At 62.6% G+C, this 16,593-nt stretch carries 18 protein-coding genes; 2 read left to right on the top strand and 16 right to left on the bottom strand.

What is annotated here, in order from left to right; genetic code table 11:
• Nucleotides 1-10: 10 nt before the first annotated feature.
• From A9K71_RS07260 to A9K71_RS07230, 7 genes are all read right to left on the bottom strand, one after another.
• Nucleotides 11-778, bottom strand: a complete 768-nt coding sequence (locus A9K71_RS07260) for a DeoR/GlpR family DNA-binding transcription regulator (RefSeq protein WP_066992523.1) — start codon at nt 776-778, stop codon at nt 11-13.
• A gap of 111 nt (nt 779-889) precedes the next feature.
• The gene (locus tag A9K71_RS07255) at nt 890-2,317 is read right to left on the bottom strand and encodes a pyridoxal-dependent decarboxylase (protein ID WP_066992520.1); all 1,428 of its coding nucleotides are present in this window, start codon (nt 2,315-2,317) and stop codon (nt 890-892) included.
• Nucleotides 2,318-2,406: 89 nt separating this feature from the next.
• On the bottom strand, nt 2,407-3,138 hold the full coding sequence (locus A9K71_RS07250; RefSeq protein ID WP_066992517.1) for a peptidase: 732 nt from the start codon (nt 3,136-3,138) through the stop codon (nt 2,407-2,409).
• A 30-nt stretch (nt 3,139-3,168) separates the two neighbouring features.
• Nucleotides 3,169-3,963 (bottom strand): transglutaminase family protein, encoded by a 795-nt coding sequence (locus tag A9K71_RS07245; protein WP_066992514.1) that lies wholly within the window; start codon nt 3,961-3,963, stop codon nt 3,169-3,171.
• A 20-nt stretch (nt 3,964-3,983) separates the two neighbouring features.
• Nucleotides 3,984-4,925: an alpha-E domain-containing protein gene (locus A9K71_RS07240; protein WP_066992511.1), complete on the bottom strand. Its 942-nt coding sequence runs from the start codon at nt 4,923-4,925 to the stop codon at nt 3,984-3,986.
• 225 nt (nt 4,926-5,150) lie between these two features.
• Complete coding sequence (locus A9K71_RS07235; protein ID WP_066992507.1) at nt 5,151-6,563, bottom strand: circularly permuted type 2 ATP-grasp protein; 1,413 nt, start codon at nt 6,561-6,563, stop codon at nt 5,151-5,153.
• A gap of 168 nt (nt 6,564-6,731) precedes the next feature.
• Nucleotides 6,732-6,968 carry an Lrp/AsnC ligand binding domain-containing protein gene (locus tag A9K71_RS07230; protein WP_066992504.1) on the bottom strand — a complete coding sequence of 79 codons (237 nt, stop codon included), beginning with the start codon at nt 6,966-6,968 and terminating at the stop codon, nt 6,732-6,734.
• 278 nt (nt 6,969-7,246) lie between these two features.
• On the opposite strand from A9K71_RS07230, the gene A9K71_RS07225 reads away from it, so the two are divergent.
• A complete protein-coding gene (locus A9K71_RS07225; RefSeq protein WP_066992501.1) occupies nt 7,247-7,666 on the top strand; it encodes a DUF4864 domain-containing protein in 420 nt (139 codons plus the stop codon).
• 6 nt (nt 7,667-7,672) lie between these two features.
• On the opposite strand, the gene tgt is transcribed toward A9K71_RS07225, so the two are convergent.
• From tgt to coaD, 7 genes are all read right to left on the bottom strand, one after another.
• Nucleotides 7,673-8,803 carry a tRNA guanosine(34) transglycosylase Tgt gene (gene tgt, locus A9K71_RS07220; protein ID WP_066992499.1) on the bottom strand — a complete coding sequence of 377 codons (1,131 nt, stop codon included), beginning with the start codon at nt 8,801-8,803 and terminating at the stop codon, nt 7,673-7,675.
• Nucleotides 8,796-9,065 (bottom strand): hypothetical protein, encoded by a 270-nt coding sequence (locus A9K71_RS07215; RefSeq protein ID WP_066992497.1) that lies wholly within the window; start codon nt 9,063-9,065, stop codon nt 8,796-8,798. Before A9K71_RS07215 ends, tgt begins: the two co-directional genes overlap by 8 nt.
• Nucleotides 9,055-10,143 carry a tRNA preQ1(34) S-adenosylmethionine ribosyltransferase-isomerase QueA gene (queA, locus tag A9K71_RS07210; protein ID WP_066992494.1) on the bottom strand — a complete coding sequence of 363 codons (1,089 nt, stop codon included), beginning with the start codon at nt 10,141-10,143 and terminating at the stop codon, nt 9,055-9,057. The genes A9K71_RS07215 and queA overlap by 11 nt, the downstream gene beginning before the upstream one ends.
• A complete protein-coding gene (locus A9K71_RS07205; protein ID WP_066992491.1) occupies nt 10,143-10,592 on the bottom strand; it encodes a DMT family transporter in 450 nt (149 codons plus the stop codon). The genes queA and A9K71_RS07205 overlap by 1 nt, the downstream gene beginning before the upstream one ends.
• 11 nt (nt 10,593-10,603) lie before the next feature.
• Entirely contained in the window at nt 10,604-11,116 is a 513-nt protein-coding gene (locus A9K71_RS07200) for a peptidylprolyl isomerase (protein ID WP_066992487.1), read from the bottom strand.
• A 29-nt stretch (nt 11,117-11,145) separates the two neighbouring features.
• On the bottom strand, nt 11,146-11,736 hold the full coding sequence (locus A9K71_RS07195) for a peptidylprolyl isomerase (RefSeq protein WP_066992484.1): 591 nt from the start codon (nt 11,734-11,736) through the stop codon (nt 11,146-11,148).
• Nucleotides 11,737-11,810: 74 nt separating this feature from the next.
• The gene (gene coaD, locus A9K71_RS07190) at nt 11,811-12,311 is read right to left on the bottom strand and encodes a pantetheine-phosphate adenylyltransferase (RefSeq protein WP_066992481.1); all 501 of its coding nucleotides are present in this window, start codon (nt 12,309-12,311) and stop codon (nt 11,811-11,813) included.
• A gap of 193 nt (nt 12,312-12,504) precedes the next feature.
• Between coaD and A9K71_RS30000 the strand changes: the two genes are divergently transcribed.
• On the top strand, nt 12,505-12,657 hold the full coding sequence (locus A9K71_RS30000; protein WP_082953674.1) for a hypothetical protein: 153 nt from the start codon (nt 12,505-12,507) through the stop codon (nt 12,655-12,657).
• A gap of 49 nt (nt 12,658-12,706) precedes the next feature.
• Here the strand turns inward: A9K71_RS30000 and gyrA are convergent, their stop codons facing one another.
• Together gyrA and A9K71_RS07180 are read right to left on the bottom strand one after the other, a co-directional pair.
• Nucleotides 12,707-15,502: a DNA gyrase subunit A gene (gyrA, locus tag A9K71_RS07185; protein ID WP_066992478.1), complete on the bottom strand. Its 2,796-nt coding sequence runs from the start codon at nt 15,500-15,502 to the stop codon at nt 12,707-12,709.
• A gap of 187 nt (nt 15,503-15,689) precedes the next feature.
• Nucleotides 15,690-16,526 (bottom strand): AraC family transcriptional regulator, encoded by an 837-nt coding sequence (locus tag A9K71_RS07180; protein ID WP_066992475.1) that lies wholly within the window; start codon nt 16,524-16,526, stop codon nt 15,690-15,692.
• Between the last annotated feature and the right edge of the window lie 67 nt (nt 16,527-16,593).

The raw sequence follows: 16,593 nt of genomic DNA, 5'->3' as shown, positions 1-16,593 counted from the left end.
TGAAGAGACTCTATCCGAGCGCTGTCTCGATCAAACGAACCTCCGTTTCCTCGCAAATCCGGCGCACCGAAGGAATGTCGCAACGGTCGGTGATGAAGGTGTTCACCTGCGACAGGTGACCAATGCGAACCGGCGCCGTGCGCTCGAATTTTGTCCGGTCGGAGACGAGAATCACATGACGCGCATTGGCGATGATGGCCTGCGCCACTTTCACTTCGCGAAAGTCGAAGTCGAGCAGCGCGCCGTCATGGTCGATGGCCGAGGCGCCGATGACGGCGTAGTCGACTTTGAACTGGCGAATGAAATCCACCGCGGCCTCACCGACGACGCCGCCGTCGGAGCCGCGCACAACGCCGCCGGCGATCACCACCTCGATCGAAGGATAGATCCGCATCCTATTGGCAACGTTGATGTTATTGGTGATGACCATAAGCCCGTTATGGTCGAGAAGCGCCTTTGAGACGGCTTCCGTCGTGGTGCCTATATTGATGAACAGCGAGGCGTTGTCGGGAATGAGCCTGGCCGCGGCGCGGCCGATCGCTTCCTTCTCATCGGCAGCGATTTTGCGCCGCGCCTCGTATTCCATGTTCTCGATGCCGGACGGGAACAGCGCCCCGCCATGGATGCGCGTCAGCAACCGCTGGTCACAGAGGTCGTTGAGGTCCTTGCGGATGGTCTGCGGCGTCACGCTGAAATGTGTCGCCAGGTCGTCGACCAGCACCCGGCCGTTGTCCTTCGCCATCTGGATGATCTCGGCGTGGCGTGGCGAAAGGAACATCCGCTACCCTTCATTTTCGTTTTTTCCGTCTATATCGGAAAACGAAAGTGATGGAAAGGGGCAAGCCGGCTAACGAAATTCACCTTCTCGCAAAGGCAAACCGGTCCGCAATCAGTTTGTCGCCTCAAGGGTAAGCCGACGGGCAATCTCTGTGACGACATCGAAGGCCGCATCAATATCGCCGGCCGTGGTCTCGAACTGTCCCGCCTGAAAGCGGATCGCCACCCGACCATCGACGCGCGTTTGCGTCAGATAGATGCGTCCGTCCGTGTTGATGGCATCGACGAGACGCAAATTGTGCTCGTCTGGATCGGCACCCTGAGGGGCGCGATGGCGGAACGAGAACAGCGACAGCATCGGCTCGGTGACGAGCTCGAAATCCGCTTCCCCGACCAGCCGTGCGGCAAGGCCCTCGCTCCAGGCTATATGGTTTCGGATCATCTTGCGCAATCCTTCCAGCCCGTGGGCGCGCAGCAGGAACCAGAGTTTCAGCGCACGGAAGCGGCGGCCGAGCGGCACCGACCATTCCGAATAATTGATGATGCCGTCATGACCTCCGGTCTTGAGATAGTCCGGCTTGATGGCCAGCGTGCGCACAAGGTCTTCCGGTTGGCTGACGAACTGGATCGAGCAGTCGAATTGCGCGCCGAGCCATTTGTGAGGATTGAAGACGATGGAATCGGCGCTCTCGACACCGGCCCAGAAATGCCGGTACTCCGGGCAGATCATTGCCGACCCGGCCCAGGCCGCATCGACGTGCAGGTAAAGGCCGTGCCGCTTCGCCACAGCCGCTACGGCAGCGATGTCATCGGTGCCGCCGGTGCTGGTGCCGCCGACGCAGGCGATAATGCCCGCCGGCAGCAGGCCGGCCTCGCGATCGGCGATAATTGCCGCCTCGAGCGCCGGCGTGTCCATCGCGCGAAAACGACCGGTTACCGGGATACGGATGAGATTCTCCTCGCCGATGCCGGCGACCCAGATCGCTCGGTCGATCGAGGTGTGAACCTGGTTGGAGCAATAGACACGCAGCTTCGCCTGGCCGGCGAGACCTTGTCTGTTTCCCTGCCAGTCAAGCGCCCGCTCGCGTATGGTGAGCACCGCGGCAAGCGTCGCCGACGAAGCCGAATCCTGAATGACACCGGAGAATCCTTCGGGCAGGCCCAGCGCCTGGCGCATCCAGTCGACGATACGCGTCTCGAGCTCTGTCGCCGCCGGCGAGGTCTGCCACAGCATGCACTGCGCGGCCATCGCCGAGACGAGATACTCGGCCACCACCGAGACCGGCGCCGCATTGGCCGGGAAATAGGCGAAGAAGCGCGGATGCTGCCAATGCGTCATCCCGGGCACGATCTTCGTTTCGAAATCGGCGAAGATTTTTTCCATCGGCTCGGCCGTCTCGGGCGGCGACTCTTCGATGCTCCTGAATATGTCGCCGGGCGCGATCGCCGGCCGCACCGGACGATCGCGCAGGCTGGACCGGTAGTCCACGCCCCAATCCGCGGCTCGCCTCGACCAATCGCGGAATTCTTTCTTGTCCATGTATCCTCTCAGCAGCCGCCGGACCTTGATCGGCCCGCCACTTCGACCATGTTAAATATAATGAGGCAACCGCTTCGTAGGCGAACGCCCTAGCCGGGAAAATCGGGCAGGCTGGCGAAGGCCGCCTTTAGCGCGTTGGACCAGCCATCCGATATCGTTCGGTAATATTGGTCGTCATGACCGATCCGCTTCTTCAGGCCGACCTTGAAAGCATCCAGTTCCAGGAAGAGCAGGTCGAGCGGCAGGCCGACCGACAGGTTCGACTTCAGCGTCGAGTCGAAGGAGACCAACAGCAGCTTCACCGTCTCGGCCAGGCTCATCGTACGGTCATAGGCACGGATGATGATCGGCTTGCCGTATTTGGTCTCGCCGATCTGGAAGAATGGCGTGTCGTCGGTCGACTCGATGAAATTGCCCTCGGGATAGATCATGAACAGCCGGGGTTGGCTGCCCTTGATTTGGCCGCCGAGGATGAAGGAGGCGTTGAAATAGGAATCCGCCTGATCGCCGGCCGGCGAAGAGTGTGCGATCACCTCTTTCACCGTCTCGCCGACCAGCCGCACCGTCTGGTACATTGACGGGGTCTCGAGCAGCTTCTCGTGACGGTCGCCGGCCGCCTTGTTGCGCTCGTCCAGCAGGCTGACCACGGCTTGCGTCGTGGCAAGATTGCCTGCAGACATCAGCACGATGACGCGCTCGCCAGGCTCTTCCCAGACATGCATTTTCCTGAAGGTCGAAATCGAATCCATGCCGGCATTGGTGCGCGTGTCCGACATGAACACGAGTCCACGATCGATCTTGAGGCCGACGCAATAGGTCATGGTCGCTCTTCTGGTGAATCTTGGCAGAGACTACTGCTCTACCGTGACGGTGACGGCAAGCTTCTCTTCCGCTTGCCCCAGCAGTATTCCCGACACAGGCGAGGCATCGCTATAGTCCCGACCCGCCGCCACTCTTACATAGCGTTCGTCGGGAGAGATACCGTTGGCGGGATCAAAGGCAACCCATCCCAGGCCCGGCACATGCGCTTCTGCCCAGGCATGGCTTGCCGCCTGCTCGACCGAGGCATCCATCATCAGATAGCCGCTGATATAGCGCGCGGGGAAGCCCATCACGCGCGCCACGGCGGTGAAGATGTGGCTGTGATCCTGGCAGACACCGGCCTTCAGCGTTAGCGCTTCTTCCGCCGGCGTCACGGCGCTGGTCGTCCCGGGCTTATAGGCGACGCGCTCCCGGATCGCGCCCATCAGCTTGTGCAGCCTGTCGATATCCGTCCCCTCCCCGACCGAAGCGGCCAGGTCGCGAATGCCGTCGCCGACGGTCGTAAGCGGCGTTTGCTGGCTGAACAGCCAGAGCGGCGCGAAACCATGATGCGCACCGGACACACCGGCGGTGTCGCGCGTCGTCACCTCGCCCGCCGCCTCGACTATGATGGTGTGCTGGCCGCCCTCGGCGCTCACCAACTGCGTGTCATTGCCGAAATGGTCCGTGAAGCGAACCTCCTCTCGCGCGCCGTCGATTTTGATCACCCAGGACGCAACCGTCTGAGTCGATCCGCTAACCGGCATCAGGCGCAGCCGCTGCAACAGGTACTGCACCGGTGCATCGTAGCGGTACTCGGTCCGGTGTGTGATCTTGAGCCGCATGGCGCCTGTCTCTCCAGCGCTCAGTAGAACCGGTAGTCCAAGGCGATCTCATCCCCCAGCCTGGTGTTGTCACGAATGAATTCCGCCAGGAATTCATGCAGGCCGTGGTCGAAAATATCCTTGATCGACCCTTTCTTCAGCATCGTCTGAATTTTCTCGGCGGTGGCGTGGCAGGCATGGCGCTCGCCATAGTCGTCGGCGAGGAATCTCAGATGCTCGCCCAGGAAGCGATAGCAGAAGGTCAGCGAGCGCGGCATGCGGACATTGAGGATCAGATAGTCGGCGATGTTGGTCGGCTTGTAGTCCGCGTCATACACCCACCGGTAGGAGCGGTGCGCCGACACCGAGCGCAGGATCGATTCCCATTGATAATTGTCGAGTGTCGAGCCCACCCAGGAGATCGACGGCAAGAGCACATAATATTTCACGTCGAGGATGCGGGCCGTGTTGTCGGCGCGCTCCACATAGGTGCCGAGCTGCGAGAAGTCGAAGATCTCGTTGCGCAGCATCGTGCCGTAGAACGAGCCGCGGATCAGCGCCGTCTCGCGCTTGATCGCGTCGAGCACCGTCGGCAGATCGCGCTCGTCGATCGGCCGTGCCAGCATCCGCTTCAGCGACATCCAGGCCTCGTTGATGCTCTCCCAGGTCTCGCGCGTCAGCGCTGTGCGCACCATGCGCGCATTGTTGCGCGCCGTCTCGATCGAGGCCATCGTACTCGACGGATTCGAAGTGTCGCGCAGCAGGAAATCCGAGACGTTGGCGACGGTGTAGTCCTGGTATTTCTGCGAGAAGGCAAGGTCGGAACCGGCGCTGAGCAGGACGGAGTTCCATTCCTCCGACGCGTTCTGCGTGCGCGTCAGCGCCATGCGCAGGCCGGCATCGACCAGGCGCGCCATGTTTTCGGCCCGCTCTATATAGCGGTTCATCCAGTAGAGACCGTTGGCGGTGCGGCCGAGAAGCATGTCAGCTTGCTCCGGTGTCGAGCGAATAGCGAATAGTGAGTAGCGAGTAGCGAAAAAAAGATTTCATGATCTCTGTTGAAGGCTCCTGATCATCGATCGCAGCATTTTTCCGATTTCGTCAGTTTGGCCACCTTCCAAACAATTAGGTCTCTGTAAGAATTGATTGCGTCGGATTCCCCTCTTTCCCTATTCCCTATTCGCTATTCGCTACTCTCTATTCGCTCTTTAATCATCCAACACCCACGTATCCTTCGTCCCACCGCCTTGCGAGGAGTTGACCACAAGCGACCCCTCCTTGAGCGCGACGCGAGTCAGGCCGCCCGGGACAATCTGGATACGATCCGAAACCAGCACGTAAGGCCTAAGATCGACATGGCGCGGCGACAGCCCCTTCTCGGTCAGGATCGGGCATGTCGACAGCGCGAGCGTCGGCTGGGCGATGTAGTTGCCGGGTTTGGCCTGCAGCTTCTTGGCGAACGCCTCGCATTCCTTCTTGGTCGCCGCGGGGCCGACCAGCATGCCGTAGCCGCCGGAGCCGTGCACTTCCTTGATGACAAGCTCGCCGATGTGCTCCAGCACATATTTCAGGCTGTCGGGCTCCGAGCAGCGCCAGGTCGGGATGTTGCCGAGGATCGCCTTGCGGCCTGTGTAGAACTCGACGATCTCGGGCATGTAGGAATAGATCGCCTTGTCGTCGGCAATGCCGGTGCCCGGCGCGTTAGCGATGGTGATGTTGCCGGCCCGATAGACATCCATGATGCCCGGCACGCCGAGCGCGGAATCCGGCCGGAAGGTCAGCGGATCGAGGAAGGCGTCGTCCACGCGCCGGTAAAGCACGTCGATCTGCTTGTAGCCTTCGGTGGTGCGCATCGTGACATGGCCGTCGACCACGCGCAGATCCTGTCCTTCGACCAGTTGCACCCCCATCTGGTCGGCGAGGAAGGCGTGCTCGAAATAGGCGGAGTTGTAGCTGCCCGGCGTCAGCACCGCGATGGTCGGCGCGCCCTTTGCGCTCTGCGGCCGCACCGCCGCCAGCGACTGGCGCAGCAGTTGCGGGTAGTTCTCGACCGGCCGCACCTTGATCTGCTGGAACAGCTCCGGGAAGAGCTGCATCATCGTCTCGCGGTTCTCCAGCATGTAGGAGACGCCCGACGGCGTGCGGGCATTGTCCTCGAGCACGTAGAATTCATTCTCGCTGATGCGCACGATGTCGACGCCGATGATATGGGTGTAGACGCCGGCCGGCGGTCTCACACCGATCATCTCCGGCAGGAACGCTTCATTCTTCGCCACCAGCTCCTTGGGAACGCGCCCGGCGCGCAGGATTTCCTGGCGGTGGTAGATATCGTCGAGAAAGGCGTTGAGCGCCTGCACGCGCTGCTCGATGCCCTGCGTCAGCCGGCGCCATTCCTGGCCGGAAATGATGCGCGGGACGATGTCGAAGGGGATCAGCCGTTCGGAAGCTTCCTGCTCGCCATAGACGGCGAAGGTGATGCCGGTCTTGCGGAAGACGCGTTCGGCGTCCTCCATTTTCTGGGTGAGCCTGGCCGGGTCCTGTTCCTTCAGCCAGCGATCATAAGCCTGATATGGTCTTCTCAATCCGGAGACTTCCGGAAGCATTTCGTCGAACGCTGCCAATCGCGTACTCCCCTCTGAAGCCATTTCACTGGCCCGGCTGGAGAAAATCAAGCGCAATCGATGATTTGGGCGGCGCTGGCGGCCGTCCTATGCAAATTGCCTACGATTAGGGCAGCGGGAGCGACGCCGGGTCAGTTCATGCCCGGTGAGCGGGCATCAAACGGCAAATCAGAACGCCCGGAAAGTGACGATGGTGAAGGTGTCCTTGATTCCAGGCAGGATCTGCACCCGTTCATTGATGAAGTGGCCGATGTCTTCCTCGTCGTCGACATAGAATTTTGCGAGCAGGTCGTAATTGCCGGCGGTCGAATAGATTTCGGAGGCGATCTCGGCATCGGCGAGCGCGCTGGCGACCTCATAGGCTTTGCCCAGATCGCACTTTATCTGCACGAAAAATGCCTTCATTTCCCAGTCCTGCCAGTCTTCGCGAATGAGCGGCCCTTGTGGCAGACTGGCGACGGGCTTTCAAGCATCAGGCTGCACGCGCCTTGGCGGCCGCTTGCCGCAACTCCGCCATCGGCATGCCACACTGGCCCGGGGACTCCACCAAGGACAGTTCGGGAACACCTCAGGTCAGGTCCTAGCGGAGGCATCCATGCAGGCAAGAAATCTGCGAAACGGTGAAACCACGGCACGCCGGCCAGCGTATGATAGTTGTTCCACGCGAATTCTGGAGACAGGCCATGCGCCGCGTATTGTTCGCACTCGCTCTCGTTCCGATGGTTCTTGCATCCATGGCCTTCGCCGGTGACGCCGAGATCAAAGCGGCGCAAACAGTCATCGACAGCCAGCTCAAGGCCTTTCTCGCCGATGACGGCGCCACCGCCTACAGCTTCGCCGCGCCAAATGTGAAGCGGATCTTCCCGACCGTCGACACCTTCATGAACATGGTGACCAACGGCTATGCGCCGGTGCGCAGGCCGCAGAACTATTCCTTCGGCAAGGTGGAGCAGACCGGGCCGGCCTCGATCGTCCAGCAGGTGCTGATCGTCGGGCCCGACGGCAAGGACTATGAGGCGGTGTACACGCTCGAACAGCAGCCCGACGGCAGCTTTAAGATCACCGGCTGCAGCCTGCGCGCCGCGACTTCGGTGAGCACATAAAAGCGTTCATAGCGCCGGCAGATCGCCCCTCGCCCAGCATTCCGAAATCTCGGCAGCGCGCGTCTCGAAGGCTTTTGCCTCGATCGCGGCGCGGATGTCCTGCATCAGCTTCTGGTAGTAGGACAGGTTGTTCCAGGTGAGCAGCATTGCGCCGAGCGACTCCTGCGAGCGCACGAGATGATGGAGATAGGCGCGCGAATAGTCGCGCGCGGCCGGGCAGTCGCTTTCCTCGTCCAGCGGACGCGGATCGTCGGCATGGCGGGCGTTGCGCAGGTTGATCTTGCCGCGGCGCGTATAGGCCAGACCATGGCGGCCGGCGCGCGTCGGCATCACGCAGTCGAACATGTCGATGCCGCATGCCACGGATTTCAAGATGTCGTCCGGGGTGCCGACACCCATCAGGTAGCGCGGCCTGTCGGCCGGCAGTTCCGGGCAGGTTATGTCCAGCATCTCCAGCATCACCGCCTGCGGCTCGCCGACCGCCAGCCCACCGACGGCATAGCCTTTGAGGTCCATCGCCGCCAGCGCCTGCGCCGAACGCACGCGCATCACAGCACTGTCGCCGCCCTGCACGATGCCGAACATCGCCTTGCCCGGCTGATCGCCGAACGCCGCCTTGCAGCGTTCGGCCCAGCGCAGCGACAGTTCCATGGCGCGCTCGATTTCCTTCGGCTTGGCGGGAAGCGCCGTACACTCGTCGAGCTGCATCTGGATATCGGAATCGAGCAGCCCCTGGATTTCGATTGACCGCTCCGGCGACATCTCGTAGCGCGCACCGTCGATATGCGAGCGGAAGGTGACGCCGGTTTCGCTAAGCTTCCTCAGCTTCGACAGCGACATTACCTGGAAGCCGCCGCTATCGGTCAGGATCGGGTGCGGCCAGCGCGCGAATTCATGCAGGCCGCCGAGCTTCGCCACGCGCTCGGCGCCTGGCCTGAGCATCAAATGATAGGTGTTGCCGAGGATGATGTCGGCGCCGACGCCGCGCACCTGATCCATATACATGGCCTTGACGGTGCCGCCGGTGCCGACGGGCATGAAGGCCGGCGTCCGGATCTCGCCGCGCGGCATGCTGATGAGGCCGCGCCGCGCCCTACCGTCGGTGGCGAGCAGCTTGAAAGAGAAAGTCTCAGCCATCGAATTCCTTGTCGTGCACCGGGGCGCCGGGTGCCTGCTCGTCGAGCGACTGCCGGTAGCGGATGCAGCCGCGCATGAATTTCGGCCACGGCGGCACGGCGATCGCCGGCTCGGTCTTCTCCGGCAGCAGGTTCCAGAGGTCGGGATGATGCCAGCAGAGGTCATGGCCGGTCGCATCGCGATGCGCGCGGATACCGGCGCGCAGCTTCGTCACTTCCGCGATGAGCGCCTCGCGGTCCATTCTCTCTAGATCATCGTCCATCGCTCGTCTCCGCTCGGCAAAGCAGGCTGGAGTCCCCGTAGGAGTAGAACCTGTAGCGGCTCTCGATGGCATGCGCATAGGCCGAACGCATCGCCTCCAGCCCGCTGAAGGCCGAGACCAGCATGAACAGCGTCGAGCGCGGCAGATGGAAATTGGTCATCAGCATGTCAGCTGTCTTGAAGCGGTAGCCGGGGGTGATGAAGATATCGGTCGGCCCGGACCAGGCCTCGATCCTGCCATCCTCAAGCGCAGCACTTTCCAGAAGGCGCAGCGAGGTCGTGCCGACGGCGACAAGCCGCCCTCCCCGCGCCCTTGCAGCGTTGAGCGCGTCTGCCGTTTCTTGGCTCACCAAGCCCATTTCCGCGTGCATCTTATGGTCGGCGGTGTCGTCGGCCTTAACCGGCAAAAAAGTGCCGGCGCCGACATGCAGCGTGACGAAGCGCCGCTCGATGCCCTTGGCTTCGAGCGCTGCAAACAACTCCGGCGTGAAATGCAGGCCGGCGGTGGGGGCCGCGACCGCGCCCTCTTCCCTGGCATAGATGGTCTGGTAGTCGCTGCGGTCGCGCTCGTCGTCATCTCGCTTCGAGGCGATGTATGGCGGCAATGGGATATGGCCTACGGCGTGCATTGCCTCGTCGAGAAAGACGCCCGAGAGGTCGAAGCCGAGCAACACCTCGCCCGCCTCGCCTTTCTCGATCACCGTCGCGTCGAGCTGGCCGAGAAAGCAGGAATTCTGGTCGTGGCCGAAATGAATGCGGTCGCCGACGGCGATGCGCTTGCCGGGCCGCATGAACGCCTGCCAGCGGTCCGGCGCCACCCGCATATGCAGCGTGGCCTCGACCTGCGCCATAGCCTCGCCGCGCTTGCGGATGCCTTTCAGCTGGGCCGGAATGACCTTGGTATCGTTGAATACCAGCACGTCGCCTTCTCTCAGCAGCGACGGCAGATCGCTGACGGTGCGGTCGCGCAGCGTTTCGCCCGGTTTGACCACCAATAGCTTGGCGCTGTCACGCGGCTCCGCCGGGCGCAGCGCAATGCGCTCCTCCGGCAGGTCGAAGTCGAAAAGATCGACGCGCATCAGTAGAGCCGGATGAGCAGCGCTCCAACGAGCAGCAGCACGGCGCCGGCCACGCGGCCAAGCGAGACCTCGCGCACGGCAACACCAAGGAAGCCTGCACGGTCGACCAGCATGCCGGCGATCAGTTGGCCGGCAACCAGGAAGGCCATCAGCGCCGCCGCGCCGATGCGCGGCGTAAGAATGGTGGAGAGCGTGACGTAGAATCCGCCGAGCATGCCGCCGGCGACGAACAGCCAGGGTGCCGGCGCCTTCCAGTCGAGCGAGAGGCCCTGCAGCTTCACCACGGCGATCGCGATGATACCGAGAACGACGGCGCCCGACAGGAACGAGAAAGCGGCGGCCGCGACCGGAAGGCCGAGGCCGCGCGCCAGTTGCGAGTTGATCGGCGCCTGGATGGCGATGAAGGCGCCGGACAGGATGCCGAGCAGGGACCAGACTGCGCCCATCATCGTACTATGCCTTACTTGACGTCGGCCGCGACCTTCAGCGACACGATCTTGTCGGGATCCTGCACCGGCTCGCCGCGCTTGATCTTGTCGACATTCTCCATGCCTTCGATAACCTGGCCCCAGACCGTGTACTGGCGGTTGAGGAAGGAGGCATCGTCGAAGCAGATGAAGAACTGCGAGTTCGCCGAGTTCGGGTTCTGCGCACGCGCCATCGAGCAGGTGCCGCGGCCGTGATTGGCGTTGGAGAATTCGGCCTTGAGGTCCGGCTTGTCGGAGCCGCCCATGCCGGCGCGCGACGGAGCAAAGGTCGGCTTCGAGGAGTTGCCGAACTTGACGTCGCCGGTCTGAGCCATGAAGCCGTCGATGACACGGTGGAACACCACGCCGTCATAGGCGCCCTCGCGCGCCAGTTCCTTGATACGCGCGACATGACCGGGCGCAAGGTCCGGATACATTTCGATGACGACCTCGCCCTTGGTCGTTTCCATGATGAGCGCGTTCTCGCGGTCCTTGATCTCAGCCATGTCAGAAAATCCTTTTGAAAATCGAGCAGTTACTTGTTGTCGGCAGCGATGCGGACTTTGATCATGCGGTCCGGGTCCTTGACCGTGCCGTTGTCCGCCTCATCGCCCTTCTTGATCTTGTCCACCAGATCCATGCCGCTCTCCACCTTGCCGACAATGGTGTACTGCCCGTCGAGGTTCGGCGCCGGCGCGAACATGATGAAGAACTGGGAATTGGCCGAGTTCGGGTCCTGCGAGCGGGCCATGCCGACCACGCCGCGGGTGAATTGCTCGGTCTGCGAGAACTCGGCAGGCAGATCGGGAAGGTCGGATCCGCCCGTGCCGACAGCCTCGGGATTGAAACCCTTCTTCATGTTGCCGAACTTGACGTCGCCGGTCTGGGCCATGAAGCCGTCGATGACGCGGTGGAAGGCGACATTGTCATAGGCGCCCTCGCGCACCAGCTTCTTGATCTGCGCCACATGCTTCGGCGCCAGATCGGGACGCAGCGCGACGGTCACGTCACCGTCCTTCAGCGTGATGATCACGGTGTTTTCCTTGTCGGCGGCCGAGGCCGGCAAGGACGCCGCCAAAACGCCGGCAAGCACGACAAGCAACGAAGCGAGCTTTTTCAGCTGCATGAGGTTCTCCGAAAGTCTTTGTTTGGGTGCATGTCGTTGCCCCAAAACCGGGATTCACCTTTGGGCGACATGCACTATTTCGCGAATTTGGCAGTGAGGGCGCCTACGACGGCCGCCGGCACGAACGGGCGGATGTCGCCGCCCATCGACGCAATCTGGCGGACAAGTGTGGCGGTAATGGTGCGCACAGACGGGCTGGCCGGCAGGAAAACCGTCTGCAGCTCCGGCGCCATGGTCTCGTTCATGCCCGCCATCTGCATCTCATAGTCGAGATCGGTGCCGTCGCGCAGGCCGCGGATGATGATCGAGGCGCCATGCTTCCTGGCGGCGTCGATGACCAGCCCATCGAAGGAGACGACCTCGATGCGGTCGCTGTCGCGGCCGAATTCCGCCTTGGTCGCGGCCTCGATCAGCTTCACGCGTTCCTCGAAGGAAAACAGCGGCGTCTTGCCGGGATGAATGCCGATTGCAGCGTAGACGGTGTCGGCCACGGCAAGCGAAGCCTTCAACACGTCGAGGTGACCATTGGTCAGCGGGTCGAAGGAGCCGGCGTAAAGGGCGGTGCGTTCGGTCATGGCAGGCTTCTAGCGAGCCTCTCCGACAAAGGCAAATCCCATTGCTGCACCCGGTCGTGAACCTTTTCACGGACGTCAACGACAGACGAATGCGACAATCACGAACGCTTCACGCAGCATTCACCAGCTTGCCGCTTCAGGAGATGAAACCAAAGCACCATCTTTATCGTTGTGATCGCAGGAGAACACGCAAATGCTGATCTACATGCTTGCCACTGCAATGACCATTGTGATGCTGATCGCCACCGCATTCGGGTTGCACCAGGAAGCGGCACGGGTGCGCATCAAGACCAACACCAAGCGGCTCGATGGCTTCGTAGGCCGCAACCTGTACCATCGCCGCTGACTTCCAGCCATGATCGCACCGGCCCGGGGGCCGGTGGCGCGCAGTAAGGCTATTCGGGATTTCCCTCGCCCGGATCTTCTGCAGTGTCGGCTTCACCCGAAGGCGCTTCCTCGGCTTCCTCGTCCGACTGCGGCTCCGAAATCCGCTCGACCGACACCACCTTCTCACCCTCGGCGGTGTTGAAGATGGTCACGCCCTTGGTGGCGCGGCTGGCGAAGCGGATGCCATCGACCGGAACCCGGATGACGGTGCCGCCATCCGATACCAGCATGATCTGATCGTCGTTGCCGACCGGGAAGGTCGCGACCAGCCGGCCGATCTCGGCCACTTTCGAGACATCCGTGGCGCGGATGCCCTTGCCGCCGCGACCCGTCAGGCGGAAATCATAGGACGAGGAACGCTTGCCGTAGCCGTATTCGGTCACCGTCAGCACAAGCTGCTCGTGCATCTTGAGGAATTCGTAGCGCTCGTCGGAAAGCTCGGCTTCCTCGCCGATCTCCTCATTGGTCAGCGCGATCTCTTCCTCCTCGGCTGCACCGCCGGCGGCAAGCCGACGCTCGGATGCCGCACGCTTGAGATAGGCCGCGCGCTCAGCCGGTGAAGCATCTACATGTTCGATCACCGACATCGAGATCACGCGGTCGGTTTCGGCCATGGCGATGCCGCGCACGCCGACGGAATTGCGGCTCTGGAAGACGCGCACATCGGAGACCGAGAAGCGGATGCACTGGCCGGAATTCGCCGTCAGCAGCACGTCGTCATTGTCCGTGCAGGTCTCGACGCCGAGGATTTCGTCGCCTTCCTCCTCCAGCTTCATGGCGATCTTGCCGTTGCGGTTGACCTGGACGAAGTCGGACAGCTTGTTGCGCCGCACGGTGCCGCGCGTGGTTGCGAACATCACGTCGAGCTCGCCCCAGCTCGTCTCGTCCTCCGGCAGCGGCATGATGGTGGTGATGCGCTCGCCCTGCTCGAGCGGCAGCATGTTGATCAGCGCCTTGCCGCGCGACTGTGGGTTGCCGACCGGCAGGCGCCAGACCTTTTCCTTGTAGACGATGCCGCGCGAGGAGAAGAACAGCACCGGCGTATGCGTGTTGGCGACGAATAGCCGGGTGACGAAATCTTCTTCCTTGGTCGACATGCCGGAGCGGCCCTTGCCGCCGCGACGCTGCGCCCGGTAGAGCGACAGCGGCACGCGCTTGATGTAGCCGGAATGGCTGACCGTGACGACCATGTCCTCGCGCTGGATCAGGTCTTCGTCTTCCATGTCCGCCCCGCCCTCGGCGAGTTCCGTGCGGCGCGGCGTGCCGAACTCGTCACGGACGGCGATCAGCTCGTCCTTGACGATCTGCTGGATGCGCGCGCGAGAAGACAAGATGTCAAGATAATCAAGGATTTCAGCGCCGATCTTGTTCAACTCGTCGGCGATCTCGTCGCGGCCGAGCGCAGTCAGGCGCTGCAGGCGCAGGTCGAGGATGGCGCGGGCCTGCTCCTCGGATAGATTGTAGGTGCCGTCCTCGTTGATGCGGTGGCGCGGATCATCGATCAGCTGGATCAGCGGAGCGACGTCGTGCGATGGCCAGCGCCGTTCCATTAACTGCTCGCGCGCCGTCTGCGGATCTGGCGCGGTGCGGATCAGCTTGATCACCTCATCGATGTTGGCGACGGCGATGGCGAGACCGACCAGCACATGGGCGCGCTCGCGCGCCTTGCGCAGAAGATATTTCGTGCGCCGGCTGATAACCTCCTCGCGGAAGCCGACAAAGGCCTTCAGCATGTCGATCAGCGTCAGCACTTCCGGCTTGCCGCCGTTCAGCGCGACCATATTGGCGCCGAACGAGGTCTGCAGCGGCGTGAAGCGGTAAAGCTGGTTCAAAATGACGTCGGCGACCGCCTCGCGCTTGAGCTCGACGACGACACGGTAGCCCTGGCGGTCGCTCTCGTCGCGGATGTCGGAGATGCCCTCGATGCGCTTCTCGCGCACGAGTTCGGCCATCTTCTCGATCATCGCCGCCTTGTTCACCTGATAGGGAATCTCGGTGATGATGATCGATTCACGGTCGTTGCCGCGCGCCTCGATGTTGACGCGGCCGCGCATGACGATCGAGCCGCGGCCCGTCGAATAGGCATTGTAGATGCCGGAGCGGCCAAGCACGATGCCGCCGGTCGGGAAATCCGGACCGGGCACGATCTCCATCAGCGCAGGCAGGTCGATCGCCGGATTGTCGATGATGGCGATGGCGCCGTTGCAGACTTCGGCCAGATTGTGCGGCGGGATGTTGGTGGCCATGCCGACGGCGATGCCGCCCGAGCCGTTGACGAGCAGGTTCGGGAAGCGGGCCGGCAGCACCTTGGGCTCGGTGGCGGAGGCGTCGTAAGTGTCCTGGAAATCGACGGTTTCCTTGTCGATGTCCTCCAGCAGCTCATGCGCAACCTTGGTCAGCCGGGACTCGGTGTAGCGCATCGCCGCCGGTGGGTCGCCGTCGATCGAGCCGAAATTGCCCTGACCGTCGATCAGGGGCACGCGCAGCGACCAATCCTGGGCCATGCGCACCAGCGCGTCATAGATCGAGGCATCGCCATGCGGATGGTATTTACCCATCACGTCGGCGACCGGGCGCGCCGACTTCACATATTTGCGGTTCCAGTGATAGCCGCTCTCATGCGAGGCATAGAGGATGCGGCGGTGCACCGGCTTCAGGCCGTCGCGCACGTCGGGCAGCGCCCGACTGACGATCACGCTCATGGCGTAATCGAGATAGGAGCGCTGCATCTCCTCGATGATCGAAATCGGCTCGATGCCGGTGGGGCCGCCCTCCGGCCCGCGCGGTGTCTTCTGGTCGGTCAAATCAGGTCACAATCCAGTCGGGAATCACTCGCCGCTTATATAGGAAGCCGGGCTGAAACTCCAATGGCTACGACACTTTTCCAAAGACAATTTCGGCGGCAATTTCAAATGGATACCGCTGATTGCGACGATATGGCCAAAGCCACACTTTGAGCTCGCAGGCCAAGTCGATCTCGAACGGCCTTGGCTAATGCCCGCGTCTGCCCGCCCGTTTGCAGCGGTAGGCGCCGGGCGCTTCTCCCATCTCGCGCCGGAACCTCCGGTTGAAGGTCGAAAGGTCGTTGAAGCCGGCATCGAAAGCAATTGTCGAGATCGCTTCGTTCGACGCGCATAGCCGCACCGCGGCCCGATGCAGCCTGGTCCTCAGCAGGAACTGATAGGGCGTCATGCCGGCGACATGACGGAACGTGCGCAGGAAATGATACGGGCTGGTCGCCGTGCCGTCGGCGAGTTCGGTCAGCGAAAGCGGGCGATCGGCGTTGAGCTCGATCAAACGCACCGCCTCGGCTACGCGTTTCTGGTCGCGGGCGCTGGGTGTCCAGGCAACCTCAGACGAATTGGCCGCAGCCCCGACCACCGCGCAGGCAATGCGCAGACCGAGTTCCTCGAACGCCTCGCCGTCGCCCGTTTGCTGCGCCGCCTCCGCTTGCGCCAGCAACGGCGCCAGCACCGGCAAGGGCGGCAGGCGTGGGTCGGCAAAGCCGAGCCGGCTTGCGCCCGGCACATCGGCGACGACGCGCTCCATATAGGCCGGCGAAAAATGGAAGGAGAGGCAGCGGTCGCCCGCGCCGTGCTCGTGGCCGCACTCGTAGCAGGCGCCCGGATTGCCGAGCAGGATGGCGCCTGGAGCAAGCATTGCGGTGCCCTGGCGCGTCCGGTAGCGGAACGTGCCTCTGGTCACGGCGGCGACGCAGAAACCGCGATGCTGTTCTTCAAACGGGCGGTCGCCGGCGCGAGCCGTGCAGATCACGTCGGATACCTGCCAGCCATGCCCTGAGGCCAGGTTTTTCTCAGTCGTCGCCATCGCGAAAAAATAGCAATTTTTCCCAAGCCCAGAACCCCGCCATACCCCTATTGCTCGCCTCTCCTGA

The organism is Mesorhizobium sp. WSM3873 (genome assembly GCF_001672445.1).
Lineage (GTDB): Bacteria > Pseudomonadota > Alphaproteobacteria > Rhizobiales > Rhizobiaceae > Mesorhizobium.
The sequence above is the reverse complement of the archived record's forward strand: the minus strand, read 5'-3'. Positions and strand labels throughout refer to the sequence as shown.